Source organism: Amycolatopsis sp. NPDC114504 (assembly GCF_055633595.1).
This window is the reverse complement of the sequence record NZ_JBVKDU010000004.1, coordinates 1,216,880-1,231,767: the sequence shown is the minus strand read 5'-3', so window position 1 is coordinate 1,231,767 and position 14,888 is coordinate 1,216,880. Positions and strand designations below refer to the sequence as shown.

The window sequence follows — 14,888 nt, the reverse complement described above, 5'->3', positions numbered from 1 at the left end:
TCAGTCATGCGCATCACCGCTGGTGACGTGGCCGCCCTGGAGCGCGGGGTGGCCCTGCTCGGGTCCGGCGGCGGCGGGGACACCGTGACCGCCGCCGTGCTGCTGCGCCGGTTGCTCGCCGACGGCGGCGCGCTCTTCGTGCGTCCCGCCGGCCGGCTGCCACCGGACGCGCGGGTGGTCCCGATCGGCGTCGTCGGGGCGACGGCGGCGTTCACCGAGAAGCTGCCCGGCGGCGGGGAGTTCGCGGCCGCGGTGGCCGCCGTCGAACGCTGGACCGGTGAACGCGCGGACGCGCTGATGTCCATCGAAATCGGCGGTCTCAACGGGCTGCTGCCGCTGGTCGTGGCCGAGCAGCTCGGGCTGGGGTACGTCGACGCCGACCTTTCCGGCCGCGGACTGCCCCGGCTCGACCAGTTTTCGGTCGCCGCGACCGGCCGCGGGGTCGCACCGGCGGCGCTGGCGGAGCCCGGCGGCCAGGTCGTGGTGCTGGCGGCCGGCTCCGACGAGGTGATCGAGCGCGGCACCCGGGCGTTCCTGGCCGCCGCCGGCGGGTGGGCGGCGTTCGCGCTGGCCCCGATCCCGGCGGGCGAGCTGGCCGCGTGTTCGGTGGACGGGACGACGAGCGGCGCACTGGAGCTGGGCCGCCGGGTGCTGGCGGTGGGGGAGAGCCCGCCGCGAGAGGCGCTCGAAGCGGCGTTGGCGGGCTCGGTGCTGGCGCGCGGGAGGGTCCTGGAGGTGGCGCGGCACCTGGGTCCGGGGCAGCACGGCAGCCCGGGGTTCGGCCGAGGCAGCGTCACCCTGGCCGACCACCGCGACGGCGGGCTGCTGAGACTGGAGATGGAGAACGAGTACCTGCTGGCGTTGCGCGACGGGGAACCGGTGGCGTCGACCCCGGACGTGCTGTCGGTACTGGACCACCGGACGGGAGTGCCGGTGTCGTGCGACGCGATCCGCGCGGGGGTGGAGGTGGACGTGGTGCGCCTGGCGGCGGCCCCGTTCTGGACCGACCCCCGGTGGCTGCCGGTGGTCCGGCCGCGCGCGTACGGCATCGACTGCGACCCGGTGGGGATCGGATGAGCCCGCGGCGCTCGGGGAGGCGGCCAGGGCCGCTCCGGGGGCCGACGGTTGCTGTGGGGCGTGCCCGCGAGGTTGCCGTGAGCCGGCGGCGGGCGCCGGTGTGGTCGCGGCGGGCGCGGCGAAGGGTGGGGTTGCGGTGAGCGGCGGCGGGTGCCGGTGTGGGCGAGGCGGCGTGGGGCGGGGTTGTGGGCCGGTGGTGGCGGGTCATTGGGGTCTCCGGTGAGCGGCGGCGGGTGCTGGCGAGGCTTCGCCCGGCGTGCGGCGGGTTGTTGTGAGCCTGCGGCGGGTGTGGGCGAGGCGGCGTGGGGCGGGGTTGTGGGCCGGCGGCGGGTCGTTGGGGGGCTCTGGTGAGCGGCGGCGGGTGCCGGTGTGGGCGAGGTGGCGTGGGGCGGGGGGTGGGGTTGTGGGCCGGCGGCTCCGGGTCGATGGGGGCTTCGGTGAGCGGCGCCGGATGCCGGCGTCGGCGAGGCTTCGTGCGGCGTGCGGCGGGGCTGTGGTGAGCCGGCCGCCGGTGGATCCGGGGAGCCTCCCGTGAGCCTGCGGCGGGTGCTCGCCCTTCCCGGCTGGGCGGAGCACGTCCGGGTGCTCGCCGGCGAAGCCGGGCTCGATCGTCCACTCGCGACGGTTCAGGCCACTTTGGACGCTTCGCACCTCCCCGCTCCCGGGGAACTGACCGTCGTCGCGCGGGCGGTCGCCGGGAGCGACTGGCAGATCGATGCCCTGCTGCGGCGCTGTGCCGATGCCGGGGCCACCGGGGTGCTCCTGCCCGGGACCGACCCCATCACCGCGTCGCGCCTGCTCGCCGATCGGCTGGCCGTTCCGCTGCTGACCACCGGGGCGGGGCCGCTGGACCTGCTCGTCGAGGCCCGGCTGCTGCTCGCCGCGCCCGAGCTCGACCGGGCGGACCTGCTGCTCGCCACCCACCGTGCCCTCGGTGACCGGCTGCGGCCGCCCGAAGAGGTCGTCGCCGTGCTGCGGCGGCTGCTGCGGTCGCCCGTCGCGGTCCTCGACGACCGCGGTGCGCCGCTGGCCGGCGAAGTGACCGGGCACGTCCGGCTGGACGAGGCCGTGCCGCAGCGGACCGACGCCGACGGCAGCGTCTTCCTGGCCCATCCCGTGCTGCTGCAGCGTCCGGCCATGTGGCTGGCGGCCGAGCTGCGCGGGACGGAGGCCGCGCGGGCCGACGTCGTCCCGCCCGCGCTGGCCGTCGCCGCCGGGGCGCTGCAGCGGTGGCTGCTCGCCAACCGGCTGGAGCTCGAACGGGACGCGCGCTCGCGCACGGCGTTGCTCGGTGACCTGCTGCGCCTCGACACCGAACCGGGCGCCGACCTGCGCCGGCGCGTCGCCGACGCGGGCTGGCGGCTCGGGGGCTGGCACGTCGGGCTGCACATCGGCGTCCCGGCGGCGGTCGACACGGTCGCGCGCACGCAGGAGGTCATCCGGGCGCTGGACGTCGAGGCGGTCGTCGTCGAGCACGGCGACGGCTGGACCGGCTGGGTCACCTTCGACCACGAACCCACGGCGGAACGCGTGCGCTCTCTCGCGACCCGGCTCCAGACGGCGCACCGCGCGCTGCGCCTGGGCGCGCACATGGGGGTGGGGCGGCCGCACCCGCGTCCGGAAGGGCTCGCGGCGACCGTCGCGGAGGCCCTCGACGCGGCCCGGCTCGCCGCGACCCGCCCCGAGACGGGTCATTTCCTGCACGTCGACCAGCTCGGCATGGCCCAGCTGCTGCTGGAGTGGACGCGCACGGACACGTTCGAACCGGCGGCGCGGGCGCTGGTCGCGCCGTTGCGCCCGGTGCCGGGCGACCTGGTCCGGACCCTCGCGGCCTACCTGGACGCGGAGTCGTCGATCGCCGAGACCGCCACGGTGCTGGGCGTGCACCGCAACACCGTGGCGGCCCGGATCGCGCGGATCGAGCAGCTGCTCGGAGTGGACCTGTCCCGCCCGGACGAGAGACTGGCGCTGCACCTCGCGTCCCGGGCGGTCATCCTTTCCGACGAGTGACTAGTCGTCGTCCCCGCCGCCGGTGACGTTGCCGATGCTGGCGGGAACGCCCTTGATCATGTCGATGACGGTCTTGCCGGCCAGGCCCGACTTCCCGAACCACGGGTCGGTCATGATCTTGATGGCCGACTCGAACTTCTCGGCGCCTTCCTTGCCGAAGACCTTGCCGAGCTGCTCGACCGAGAAGTTGTTGATCTTGTCGAACTTCGCCATGATCTCGGGCGTGACACCGTCCACTTTGGACAGCTTGTCCTTGATGACCGCGGTCATCTGGTCGGTGAACGGCTTGTGCGGCTTGGGATCCGGAGTGGCCGACGTCGGCGTGGAGTCCGGCTTGGGCTCCGGCGTGGAGTCCGGCTTGGGCTCCGGGGTCGTCGAGGATGACGACGGCGCGGGCTCCGGCTTCGGCTCGGGCGTCGCCGAGGACGGCTTCGGCTCGGGCGTGGCGTCGGGCTTGGGCTCGGGCTTGGGCTCCGGGGTGGCCGAAGACGACGACGGCGCCGGTTCGGGCTTCGGCTCCGGTTTCGGGTCCGGCTTGGGCTCGGGCTTCGGTTCCGGCGTGGCCGAAGACGACGACGGCGCGGGTTCCGGCTTGGGCTCGGGCGTCGTGTCGGGCTTGGGCTCCGGTGTGGTGTCGGGCTTGGGCTCCGGCTTGGGTTCCGGGGTGGCCGACGACGGTGTGGTGTCGGGCTTCGGCTCCGGCGTGGTGTCCGGCTTGGGCTCGGGCTTCGGTTCCGGCGTCGCCGAGGAGGACGACGGCGCGGGTTCCGGCTTCGGCTCGGGCTTGGGGTCCGGCTTCGGTTCCGGCTTGGGCTCGGGCTTCGGCTCCGGCGTCGCCGAGGAGGGCTTCGGCTCGGGCGTCGCGTCCGGCTTCGGCAGGGGCGTCGCGTCCGGCTTGGGGGTCGGGGTCGGGGTCAGGCTGCTCGTCGGGGGCTTCGCCGCCGCCAGGTCGTCGCCCGCCTTGCCCATCTTCGCCAGCGCCTGGACCAGGTCGCCCAGCTTGCGGCCCAGCTGGACCAGCTTCGCGCCGATCTTGCCCAGCGCCGTGGCCACCGTGCCGATCGTCGTGCCGATGAAGATCGCGATCGACGCGCCGAACGTCACCGGGGCCAGCGCCGCCGCGATCAGGGCGCCCTTGATGATCGTCGCCAGCAGCATCGCGATCAGGTCGCGGAAGATGCCGCGGAACGCGCCGACGATGCCGCCGGCGATCTTCATGTTCTTGCCGGCCTGGTCGAGGTACCCGCCGAGCGAGTTCAGCTGCTCGGTGACCGCGTCCATGTCCTTCTTGAACTGGTCCGCGGCGTTGCCGGACCAGTCCTTCATGAGCGTTTCGATCGCCGTCTGGTGGTCCGTCGACCACTGTTCCAGCTTCTTCTTCTCGGCCGAGAGCGCCTCGGCGGCCGCGTTGATGCCGATGGGGTCGCCCATCAGGATGTCCAGCGGCCACCGCAGGATCGTGATGTGCTCGATGAGCCAGCCGATCCCGGCGGTCAGCAGGCTGCCGATGGGGTCCAGCACGAGACCGATGGTCTCCAGCGCCATGCCCGCCGAGCCGATGCCGATCGCGACCTTGTCGTTCTCCTTGCGGGCCTTGTCCAGGCCGACCGCGGCCTCGAAGAACCCGGCGCCGGCGGAGGCGTTGTCGCTGTTGAAGAGTTCGGAGCCGTGGAGGCTGACGTCCTTGCTCTTGTAGTCGTCGGCCACTATTCGAACCTCACGATCGAGTCGACGGCGTTCTCTTCGCCCGACCGGTACCGCTTCGCGGCCTCGGCGACCTTGTCGGAGAACTCGCCGATGGTCTTGGCGTAGTCGCCGAACTGGTGGTGCGCCTTGTCGGTCCACGTGCTCGCGCCCGCCGCCATCAGCTGGCACGCCGGGTTGATGCCGAACATGCCGGGGTCGCAGGTCATGCCGCCGACGAGGTCGGCCGTGCCCTGCAGGTTGCTCTGGAGCTCGTCGAGGTGCTTGCCGAAGTTGGCCAGGGGCTCCGAATCGACCCTGAAGCCGCCGCCGCTCACCAGGGGTTCGATTCGTCGTCGGAGTGGTCGTCGGCCGGGGGACGGCGCCGCGCCGCGGGCGGGGCGGACGGCGGGGCCGACGGTCGGCCCGGCGGAGCGGCCGGCGGCGGGGTCCGCTCGGGCTCGGCGGCCTCCGGCGCCGCGAAGTCGCCCGCGGGCGGCGGGTCCGGCGGCAGGAACGAGCGGACCATGTCGGTCGACTCGCTGTCGCCGTTGATCGTGGCGAACGAGTCCGCGACGGTGCGGGCGGTCTGGCGCTGGGCTTCGCGCACTGTGCCCATGATCGCCGCGGTCAGCCGCGCCGGGCCCAGGTCGCACGCCCGGAGCCCGAGCTCGAGGTTCGTGAGCGCGCCGTTCGGGGCGAGCGTGACGGTGACCGCCCCGTCGCGGGAGCGGACGGTGGCGCCGGCGGCGGAAAGCGCTTCACTCAGCGCCGCCGCCTTCGACTGCATGTCCCGCACCTGCCGTTCGAGCAGGAGCTCGAAGTCTTCACCTTGCCCCAGGTTCGGTTGCACGAATTCGACTCCTCGCCACGCCGGGGTACGGGGCTCCACTCCGGGCCCCACGATCGGGCCAGGCTAGCGCACCCCCGGAGTTCATTTCGGGCTAACCGGAAGGATGGTTCGTTTTCTCCCCGATGTTGCCCCGGAATGCCCTCGATCGGGTTTGACCCGGACCGCGCTCCGGGTTGCACGATCGGGGCATGACACGACTGGACGACTACCGGCCGCTGGGCCGCTCCGGGCTCCGGGTCTCGCCGCTGGCGCTGGGCGCGATGACCTTCGGCACCGGCTCCTTCTGCGCCGACGACGACACCTCGCGCAAGATCTTCCGCGCCTACGTCGAGGCCGGCGGCAACTTCGTCGACACCGCGGACAACTACAGCTCCGGCCGCAGCGAGGAGCTGGTGGGCGAGTTCCTGCGCGACGTCGCCCGCGACGACGTCGTCCTCGCCACCAAGTACTCCGGCCCGGACTTCGCCGGCGGCGAACCGCGGTCGGACCCCCGCCGGCGCAGCAACGGCCGCAAGAACATGATCGCCTCGCTGGAGGCGTCGCTGCGGCGGCTGGGCGTGGACCACGTCGACCTGTACTGGCTGCACATCTGGGACGGCTTCACCCCGGCCGAGGAGGTCGTGGCGGCGTTCGGCGACCTGGTGCGCGCGGGGAAGATCCGCGCGGTGGGGCTCAGCGACGTCCCGGCCTGGTACGCGACGAAGGCGGCGATGCTCGCCGGCCCGCCGGTGGCGGCGCTGCAGCTGGAGTATTCCCTGGTTGAGCGGGCGATCGAGGCCGAGTACGTACCGCTGGCGCGGGAGTTCGGCATCGCGGTCCAGCCGTGGGGAGCGATCGGCGGCGGGTTCCTGTCCGGCAAGTACACCCGCGACGGCTCCGGGGAAGGACGGCTCGCCGGCGGCGCGCCCTACCGGTCCCTGCCGGAGAGCCGCTGGGCGGTGCTGGACGCCGTCCGCGAGGTGGCGGCCGAGGTGGGCGCGACCCCGGCCCAGGTGGCGCTGCACTGGGTGACCCGCCGGCCGTCGATGCCGGCGCCGTTGGTCGGAGCCCGGTCACCGGAGCAGCTCGCCGAGACCCTGGGGGCGCTGGAGCTCGATTTGACGGACGCCCAGCTCGACCGGCTGACGGCTGTTAGTGCACCGGAGCTGCCGTTCCCGCACAGCATCCTGGGGCGGCTCAATGCGGGCTTGCCGAGCTAGCTGCGGTGGCGCCGCCCGGCCGGTTGCCTGGGTGGGGTGGCGCGGACAGGCCGGCTCGCGCGTGAGTTCCGGCGCGGCCGGTTGCCTGGGGCGGCCGCAGTGGCGCCGGCCGGCTGCCGGGGCGGCCGGTTGCCTGAGTGGCGTGGTCGCCGTGGCCGGGGTGGCGCGGACAGGCAGGCTCGCGCGTGAGTTCCGGCGCGGCCGGCCGCCTGGGGCGGCCGTGGTGGCGCCGGCGGGTTGGCTCGCGCTTCAGCCGCGGCGGTGGTGACGCCGGCCGGCTCGCGCGCTTCAGCCGCGGCTGGATACCTGGGGCGGGGTGCGTGCCGCGGGCGGGCGGCCGCGGCCGTGGTGGCGCGGGCGGGTGGCTCGCGCAATTCGGCCGCGTGCGGCGCTTCGGTGCGGCCGGATGCCTGGGTGGCCGGAGAGGGAGTGGCTCGCGCGGGGTTCCGGTGCGGTCGCCCGGGGGCGGCGAGCTACCCGCGGCCCCGGTGGCCGCCGCTGTCGTCGGCTGCCGTCTCCGCCTGGGGCTCACCATTGCGGCACGTCACCGTCGTCACGTTCTCGGTCCCGTCGTTCTTGAACTTCACCGACACCGTCGCCGCCGGGCCGCGGGAGACATCGTCACTGCGGTAGCCCGGCGCCGGGCTCCAGGACATCAGCTCCACCTGGTCACCCGTGCACTTCGCGACGAGGCTGCCGCCGGGCACGGTCAACCCGCGCGGTGCCGGGGCGCTCGGCGAGGCCGGAACCACCGGAGCCGTGCTCGGCGGCACCGTCTCCAGTGCGCGAGCCACGTCGTCCTGGGACAGTGGCTGGTTCTGGGGGCCGAGGATGCCCGCGCCGACGACGTCGAGGGCCACCGTCCCGGCGCCCGCTGTGGCCGCCGCGGCCAGCAGCCAACCCGCCGCCATCAGCAGTCCTCGCCTTCTCACCCGTCCACTGTCCCATCCGGGATGGTTAAAGCGCGGCTAAGCCGTCCTTAGCGTTCGCCACGCGCCCGGCGAAGCTGCTTCGCGTGTGTAGCCTCCCGAGAATGGCGACCGTGCTGCTCGTCGAGGACGACCCGACCATCCGCACGGCCGTGCTGCGCGCGCTGGGCGAGCGTGGGCACACCGTGACGTCCGCGCCGACCGCCATGGCCGGGCTGCAGGCCGCCGTCACCGAGCGGCCCGACGTCGTCCTGCTCGACCTGGGCCTGCCCGACCTCGACGGCCGCGAGGTGCTGCGGATGGTGCGGGCGGTCAGCGCGGTGCCGATCATCGTGGTCACCGCCCGGAGCGCGGAAGAAGAGATCGTCCGGCTGCTCGACGCCGGTGCCGACGACTACGTGGTCAAGCCCTTCGGCGGTGCCCAGCTCGACGCGCGGATCCGCGCCGTGCTGCGGCGGGCCGAACCCGAGGAGACGACCGCGCCCGTGGTCGTCGGCGGCCTGTCGGTCGACGCGCGGACGCGCCAGGCGTCCCTCGACGGCGCACCGCTCGACCTCACCCCGCGCGAGTTCGACCTCCTGCACTACCTCGCGAGCCGCGCCGGGACCGTGGTGAGCAAGCGCGAACTGCTCGCCGACGTCTGGAAGCTGCCCTACGCCGGCGCGGACAAGACCGTCGACGTCCACCTGTCGTGGCTGCGGCGCAAGCTCGGCGAGACCGCGCAGGAACCGCGGTACCTGCACACCGTGCGGCGCGTCGGCGTCCGGCTGGCCGAGCCGGGGGCCGGGACGTGAGGAAGCGGCTCGCGGTGCTGGTCACGGCCGCGATGAGCCTGGTGCTCGTCGCCTTCCTGGTGCCGCTCGGGATCCTGCTGCGGTCGGTCACCGCGGACCGCGCGGTCACCGCCGCGACGGCCAAGGCGCAGTCGCTGACGTCCCTGGTGGCGACGTCCGACGCGGCGGCGCTGCGGCCGGCCGTCGACCAGCTCAGCACCACCGCGGGCCACCCGGTGACGGTGTTCCTGCCGGACGGCACCGTGCTCGGCGCGCCCACCCCGCGCACCCCGGGGGTCACGCTGGCCGCGGCGCAGGGCAGCAGCCTGACCGTCGAGGACGCCGGCGGCCGCGAAATCCTCGTCGCGGTCCAGGGCCTGCCCCGGGGGACCGCCGTGGTGCGGGCGTTCGTCGACCGCGCCGAGCTGACCCGGGGGCTGGGCCCGGCCTGGCTGGTGCTGGCCGGGCTCGGCGTGGTGCTGCTGGCGCTCGGGGTGTTCGTCGCCGACCGGCTGGCCCGGTCGATCGTGCGGCCGGTCCACGAGCTCGCCGCGGTCTCGCGCCGGCTCGCCGAGGGGGACCTCGACGCCCGGGCGGTCCCGGGCGGGCCGGGGGAGGTGCGGTCGGTCGCCGCCGCGCTCAACCTCCTGGCCGCGCGGATCCGGGACCTGGTGCGGCAGGAACGCGAGGCGGTGGCCGACATCTCGCACCGCCTGCGGACGCCGTTGACCGTGCTGCGGCTGGACGCCGAGTCCTTGCGGGACCCGGCCGAGGCCGAGCGGATCATCGGCCACGCCGAGAGCCTGGAGCGGCAGGTCACCGCGTTGATCGACCAGGCGCGGGCACGGGACTCGGCGCCCGGCTCGTGCGACGCCGCGTCCGTCGTCCGGGAGCGGGCGGAGTTCTGGTCGGTGCTCGCGCAGGACCAGGACCGCGCGGCGACGGTCTCGCTCGACGACGGTCCGCTGCCCGTCGCGGTCGGCGAGCCGGAGCTGGCCGCCTGCCTGGACGCGTTGCTGGGCAACGTCTTCGCGCACACCCCGGAGGGGACGGGGTACGCGATCCGTCTCACGGCCACGCCGGACGGCGCCCGGCTGGAGGTCGCCGACGAGGGACCGGGCTTCGACGAGGCCGGGCGCGGCGCGAGCGGCGCCGGGTCGACCGGCCTCGGGCTGGACATCGCCCGCCAGACGGCCCGCGCGTCCGGCGGGACGTTCACCGTGACGCGGGGGCCGGGGGCGCGGATCGTGCTGGAGCTCGGAAAGGCTTTAGGGATGCCTTAATCGTCGCGCAGCGCGCCGCTATCGCCGGACGCGTGATGCTTCTTTCGTTGGCGGAGAACGAGAAGGAGCAGACATGCGCAAGATTCTGGTGATCGCGGCGGCCGGCGCGGCGCTCGCGGTGGGCGGGACGACGGCGGCCCTCGCACAGTCCGGATCCGACGACGGTACGCAGGCGCCGACGACCACGACGAGCACCACCGAAACCGCGCCCAGCAGCGAAACCACGGTGTCGCCGAGCGCGAGCTACCCGGCGCCGAGCACGTACCCGAGCCGAACCCACGACCTCGGCGACGACCACGGCGGCCACGGGAACGAGCTGGGCGACGACCACGGCCACCACGGCGGCGAGCCAGGCGACGACCACGGCGGCCGTCGCTGACCGGTCCACAGTGGACGACACGCGTGCCTGGATGGACGACACGCGTGCTTGGATGGACGACACGCGTGCCTGGACGGACGACACGCGTGTCTGGATGGACGACACGGCGGATGTCGGCGTGTCGACCGGCCGCGGGATCTACGGCTGGGCCGGGCCCGCGGTCACGGCGCTGACGGTCAGCCCGTGTGCCTCGGCCGACGCGTCGAGCGGACCCTGGTTCCACGGCAGCGTGATCGCCGGGTCGCTGACGTCGCCGCGCGGGGTGGTCGTCTGCGGTGCGGTCACCGTGACGCTCGCCGGCCGGACCTGGTTCTCCGGAGCCTCGATGCCGGTCCAGTGCAGCAGCATCGACGCGGGCGCGCCGTCGGCGACCGTGACCGACGGCGCGTCGGCGGCGGCCGGGTCCGGCGTCACCGTCACGCCGTCGGCGCCGGTCAGCGTCACCGGCAACGCTCCCTGCAGCGTGCACGTCTCGCCCGGCTTCGCGGTGAACTGCACGTAGGCGTACCGCTGGCCCGCGCCGGGCGAACCGGCGACCAGCGTCGTGTCGACCTGCGAGGCGGTGCACCGGAAGTCGGTCGGCATGGCGGACGCGGTCCCGGCCGTGGCGACGACGGCGGCCCCGGTCACGACGAGGGCGGTCATGGTGCGGCGGACGCTCGGACGAGTGGTCATGAGCGAGAACCCCTTCCGGTGTCGGTGACTTCGCGTACACAAGAAGAGATGTTCATGATCCGATCCGGTTAGCTCCGAAGTGCGATTGCCCGCACAAAAGCAACCTCGGGTGATCTTGAACGTCATCCCCAACGAGCGGCCGCCCGCTCGATCTCCGCGTGCCTGGCCGCCCAGAACTCCGCGTCCCTCGCCGGGGCGCTGGTCGACCCGTCGAGCTGTTCGCGCAGGATGTCGGCGTGCCCGGCGTGCCGGTTGGTCTCGGTCAGCACGTGCACCATGACGTTGAAGAGCAGGACATCCGGCCGCGGCCACCACGGCACGTGCCCGGGCGCGTCGACGGCGAGAGCGTCGATCGTCGCGTCGGAGTGCTTCGCGGCGCGGCGGTAGCGGTCCACGATCTCCGTGCGGCTCTCTTCCGGGGTCGCCCAGAAGTCCCGGCCGCGCGCCTCGAGGTCGTCCCAGCGGGGCAGCGGCTCGGGGAACGGCCGGCCGAACACCTCGCCCAGGTACCGGGTTTCCCCCAGCGCCAGGTGCTTCACCAGGCCGAGCAGGTTGGTGCCGGTCGGGGTCAACGGGCGCCGCACGGAGTATTCGTCCAGTCCGTCGAGCTTCGCGAGCACCGCCTCGCGGGCCTCGCGCAGATCGTCGTGCAGGTACCGTTTGGCGAAGTCGTCGATCACGCTGCCCAGCGTGCCAGAGTCAGCCCACCGGCACGCCGCGCACCGCGACCGGCCCCCGCGTCGGGTCCAGCTCGACCGCCTGGTCCACACCGGACGGCGTCAGCACATCCAGGGCCTTCGGGGCCGTCGCCGGGTCCGCCGCGCAGATCGGCGCCGTGCCGCCCGCCGCGCACAGGCCGAACGTGTACTGCCCCGCCGTCGGCGTGAACGGCCGCGCCTGGTCGGGGGAGTTGCCGTCCTGACCGGTCAGCACCACCGCGAACGTCCACCCGGCGCCCGGAGTCCCGAACGCCGACTTCGCCACGCTGACCGTGATGTACCGCGTCGCCTGCGAAGCCTGGACAGACGGCGTCGCCAGCGAAGCGCCCGAAGCGTCGACGAGCGCCGGGTCGGCGAAGCCCTGGACCTCGAGACGCCGGCTCCAGGCATCCTGCGCCGCGATCGAGTACGCCCGGCTCGGGAACGGCGCCGCGGTCGACGTCGCTGTCGCGGCCGGGTCGTGCGCGTAGATCGTCAGCAGCTGCGCGCCCAGCGGCGAACCGAACGTCGGGGACAGGTCGCGGACCTGCGCGCGGAACACGAGGTTGGGGCCCGAGTCGATGACCTGGAAGCGCTGCAGGTCGAACCCGCCCGCGTGGAAGTCGCCCGCCGTCGGGTAGGTGTACGTGCCCGGGCCGTTGTCGTCGCCGTCCGGGTCGGCCGCGTCGAGCAGGACCGTGCCGGTGACGAAGTCCGAGCTGATCGTCTTCTGCGCGTAGCCGGTCCCGGTGCCGGAAGTGGCGGTCGCGGTGACGACGTTCGCGCCCAGCGGCGTCGGCACCGTCGCGGTGAACGTCCCCGCCGCCGAAGCCCGGGTCGACAGCACCGAAGTCGTCCCCGCGTCGGTCGCGGACACGGCGAGGTCGACCCGGCTGCCGGCGGGTGCGGTCCCGGACACCGAAGCGGTCGCGGTGGACACCGACGCCGGCGCGTCGAGGGTGACCGCCAGCGCCGCCGGCGGCGCGTGCGTGACGTACCGGGCGCGGACGTCGGCGGGCTGTTCGGTCAGCCGGCCGTCGTCCAGGGCCCGGGCCAGGCGCACCGACTGCGACTGCGCCCAGCTCAGCGGCGCGACCGAACCGGCGGGCTGCCCCGGGGCGAAGCCGATCGACGCCGTGCGCGGGTCGGAGCCGTACGGCGACGCCGGCACCGCCGGATTTTCCCACGTCTGCTCGGGAATCAGCCCGGTGCCGCCGGTCTGGGCCCGCATGGCGCGCAGCAGCGCCGCCGCGCCGGCCCGGTCGCCGGTCTGGACCGCCTGCTCGCCGCGTTCGCCCGCGAGCACCGGCCAGAGGTGGCCCGACCCGGTGTTCGGCCCCGGCCACGGCGCCCCGGTCGGCGCGCAGTTCGTCGGGTCCGGTTCGTAGCAGTCGCCGTAGCCGTCTTCACTGCCCGTGGCGGAAGTCCCGTAGCGGTACCAGCCCGGACCGGCCGGCGTGTCCCGCTTGATCACCCGGTCCACGACGGCGAGCGACGCGGTGACGTCCGGGTCGTTCGCCGGCAGCACGCCGAGGCGCGTCAGCTCGAGGAACCCGGCGTCGACGACCGCGCGCTGGTCGGCGTCCACCGAGCCGTTGCCGAGGTTGTAGATCCACTCGGAGTTCGGGTCGCCGTTCTTCGTGAGCCGCAGGAAGTACCGGCCGCCGTACGGACCGGTGGACGTGACCGTCCACCCCTTGATGCTGCGCTGGAAGTGGTCGGCGGTGGCCCGGTAGACGCGGGCGCGCGCCGGGTCGCCGTTGCGGTCGGCGATCACGCCGGCGGCGACGAGCCCGGCGATCTCGGCGGCGATCGTCGAGGGGGAGTAGCCGCCCTGCTCTTCCCAGCGCTCGGAGCCGAACGACGGCCCGTGCGCGACGACGAAGTCCGCGGCCGCGCGGATGTGGTCGGTGTAGAGCGTGCGGTCGCGGTCGAGCCCGGCCTGCAGCGCCATCAGGATCGGGTACGCGCTCTCGTCGAGCTGGTCACCGCCGGAGTCGGGCGCCTTCTTGCCGTTGAGCATGGAGTTGCGCGGGAACCGGCCGTCGGGTTGCTGCTGCCGGCTGAACAACCACCGGACGCTCGCCCGCGCGGTTTCGCGGTCACCCGCGGCGAGCAGGCCGGAGAAGCTTTCGTAGAGGTCGCGGGCGAAGATCTCGCGGTAGGACCCGAAGTAGACGGGCTTGCCGCCGGGCGCGTCCCCCGCGGAGACGGCCTGGCCCCACGGGCTGCCGAGCGAGGCGACGACCGCACCGGGGAACGTCTTGTCCTCGCTGGCCTTCAGCACGTTGGCCGACTGGTAGTAGGCGTCGGAATCCTTGCCGCGCAACGGAACCAGCCCGTTGTCGTAGTCACGCCAGCCGCGCGCGTAGTCGCGGTAGCTCTCGTCGAACGGCGTGCGCAGGCTCGCGCCCGCGGTCTGGACCGCCGCCCGCGCGTCCGCGCCGAAGCCCAGCGCCAGCGTGGCCGGGCGGCGCGGCTGCAGGTCCAGCTGCGCGGTCTGCACGACGTTGCCGTTCGCCGCCGACGGCGTCCGGTCGGTGAGCCGGTGGTCGCGGTCGAGCTGGGCCAGCCCGTCGCCGTCGGTGCCGACGAAGCCGCTGGACGTGCCGAGGAAGCGGCGGTCGGCACGCAGTGCGGCGGCCAACGGGGTCGCGTAGTCGCGGGCCGGCGCGCTCGACACCGTGTTCGGGTCGGCGCTGACCAGCGCGGACGTCGCCGCGTCCACCGAAGCCGTGTCGCCGCCGCCGTTCGCCGGGCCACCACCGCCGTTGCCGTTGATGCTCGCGTCGAACCGCACGTAGACCTTGAGGTCGTTCCCCGAGCCCCGCAGCGGGTCCAGGCGCGTCCGGATCAGCACGCCGGTCCGGGCCGGGTCGGCCAGGTACTCGGTGACCAGCCGGTACTGGCCGCTGCGCGGGGTCGACGTCACCTCGCAGGCCATCCCGCCCGCGCTGGTGCGGACCGTGTAGGTCATGTCCCGCGCCTGCAGGTCGGTGAACGTCCGGCCGTCGGTGACGGCGAACTGCAGCGTCTCGACGTTCGTGTTGTCGATCACCGGCGCGTAGACGTCGGACAGCACGCCGCCCGCCACGGTGAACCACGCCTTGCTGGTCGTGTTCCGCGCGGTACCCAGGCAGTCCTTGCGGGCCAGCCCGAAGTGCGAGAGCGCACCCGGCCCGGGCGCCGGGACGTTGACACCCCAAGCTGCCGGTGCGGGAAGAAGGGCGGCGGCCAGCACCGCGCAGAGCACCACGGACGACGGCGACCGAGTCATCCGCACATCCGATCACGCCGATCCGCGGCGCACCAGAGCCGAACGCAGCAGG

General features: G+C 74.1%; 13 protein-coding genes. 6 read left to right on the top strand and 7 right to left on the bottom strand.

Annotated features, from left to right (window positions below; genetic code table 11):
• Window positions 1–6: 6 nt before the first annotated feature.
• A complete protein-coding gene (locus tag ACZ7PG_RS35425; RefSeq protein ID WP_470243514.1) occupies window positions 7–1,077 on the top strand; it encodes a DUF917 domain-containing protein in 1,071 nt (356 codons plus the stop codon).
• A 531-nt stretch (window positions 1,078–1,608) separates the two neighbouring features.
• The gene (locus ACZ7PG_RS35420; RefSeq protein WP_470243513.1) at window positions 1,609–3,087 is read left to right on the top strand and encodes a helix-turn-helix domain-containing protein; all 1,479 of its coding nucleotides are present in this window, start codon (window positions 1,609–1,611) and stop codon (window positions 3,085–3,087) included.
• On the opposite strand, the gene ACZ7PG_RS35415 is transcribed toward ACZ7PG_RS35420, so the two are convergent.
• Genes ACZ7PG_RS35415 through ACZ7PG_RS35405 form a run of 3 tightly spaced genes read right to left on the bottom strand, consistent with a single transcriptional unit; the run spans window position 3,088 to window position 5,623 of the window.
• Complete coding sequence (locus ACZ7PG_RS35415) at window positions 3,088–4,794, bottom strand: hypothetical protein (protein ID WP_470243512.1); 1,707 nt, start codon at window positions 4,792–4,794, stop codon at window positions 3,088–3,090. It abuts the gene before it with no gap.
• Window positions 4,794–5,108 (bottom strand): hypothetical protein, encoded by a 315-nt coding sequence (locus ACZ7PG_RS35410; RefSeq protein ID WP_470243511.1) that lies wholly within the window; start codon window positions 5,106–5,108, stop codon window positions 4,794–4,796. The genes ACZ7PG_RS35415 and ACZ7PG_RS35410 overlap by 1 nt, the downstream gene beginning before the upstream one ends.
• Window positions 5,105–5,623, bottom strand: a complete 519-nt coding sequence (locus tag ACZ7PG_RS35405) for a YbaB/EbfC family nucleoid-associated protein (protein ID WP_470243510.1) — start codon at window positions 5,621–5,623, stop codon at window positions 5,105–5,107. The genes ACZ7PG_RS35410 and ACZ7PG_RS35405 overlap by 4 nt, the downstream gene beginning before the upstream one ends.
• Before the next feature lie 188 nt (window positions 5,624–5,811).
• Here ACZ7PG_RS35405 and ACZ7PG_RS35400 point away from each other — a divergent pair, with 188 nt between their 5' ends.
• Complete coding sequence (locus tag ACZ7PG_RS35400; protein ID WP_470243509.1) at window positions 5,812–6,822, top strand: aldo/keto reductase; 1,011 nt, start codon at window positions 5,812–5,814, stop codon at window positions 6,820–6,822.
• 473 nt (window positions 6,823–7,295) lie between these two features.
• Here the strand turns inward: ACZ7PG_RS35400 and ACZ7PG_RS35395 are convergent, their stop codons facing one another.
• The gene (locus ACZ7PG_RS35395; protein WP_470243508.1) at window positions 7,296–7,754 is read right to left on the bottom strand and encodes a hypothetical protein; all 459 of its coding nucleotides are present in this window, start codon (window positions 7,752–7,754) and stop codon (window positions 7,296–7,298) included.
• A 101-nt stretch (window positions 7,755–7,855) separates the two neighbouring features.
• Between ACZ7PG_RS35395 and ACZ7PG_RS35390 the strand changes: the two genes are divergently transcribed.
• From ACZ7PG_RS35390 to ACZ7PG_RS35380, 3 genes are all read left to right on the top strand, one after another.
• The gene (locus tag ACZ7PG_RS35390) at window positions 7,856–8,545 is read left to right on the top strand and encodes a response regulator transcription factor (RefSeq protein ID WP_470243507.1); all 690 of its coding nucleotides are present in this window, start codon (window positions 7,856–7,858) and stop codon (window positions 8,543–8,545) included.
• Window positions 8,542–9,807: a sensor histidine kinase gene (locus ACZ7PG_RS35385; protein WP_470243506.1), complete on the top strand. Its 1,266-nt coding sequence runs from the start codon at window positions 8,542–8,544 to the stop codon at window positions 9,805–9,807. Before ACZ7PG_RS35390 ends, ACZ7PG_RS35385 begins: the two co-directional genes overlap by 4 nt.
• Window positions 9,808–9,880: 73 nt before the next feature.
• Window positions 9,881–10,186, top strand: coding sequence for a hypothetical protein (locus ACZ7PG_RS35380; protein WP_470243505.1), 306 nt, complete (start codon window positions 9,881–9,883; stop codon window positions 10,184–10,186).
• Between the two features lie 138 nt (window positions 10,187–10,324).
• On the opposite strand, the gene ACZ7PG_RS35375 is transcribed toward ACZ7PG_RS35380, so the two are convergent.
• The 3 genes from ACZ7PG_RS35375 to ACZ7PG_RS35365 form a co-directional block, all read right to left on the bottom strand.
• Window positions 10,325–10,861 (bottom strand): DUF4232 domain-containing protein, encoded by a 537-nt coding sequence (locus tag ACZ7PG_RS35375; protein WP_470243504.1) that lies wholly within the window; start codon window positions 10,859–10,861, stop codon window positions 10,325–10,327.
• Between the two features lie 122 nt (window positions 10,862–10,983).
• The gene (locus ACZ7PG_RS35370; protein WP_470243503.1) at window positions 10,984–11,541 is read right to left on the bottom strand and encodes a DinB family protein; all 558 of its coding nucleotides are present in this window, start codon (window positions 11,539–11,541) and stop codon (window positions 10,984–10,986) included.
• Window positions 11,542–11,560: 19 nt separating this feature from the next.
• A complete protein-coding gene (locus ACZ7PG_RS35365; protein ID WP_470243502.1) occupies window positions 11,561–14,836 on the bottom strand; it encodes a glucodextranase DOMON-like domain-containing protein in 3,276 nt (1,091 codons plus the stop codon).
• Between the last annotated feature and the right edge of the window lie 52 nt (window positions 14,837–14,888).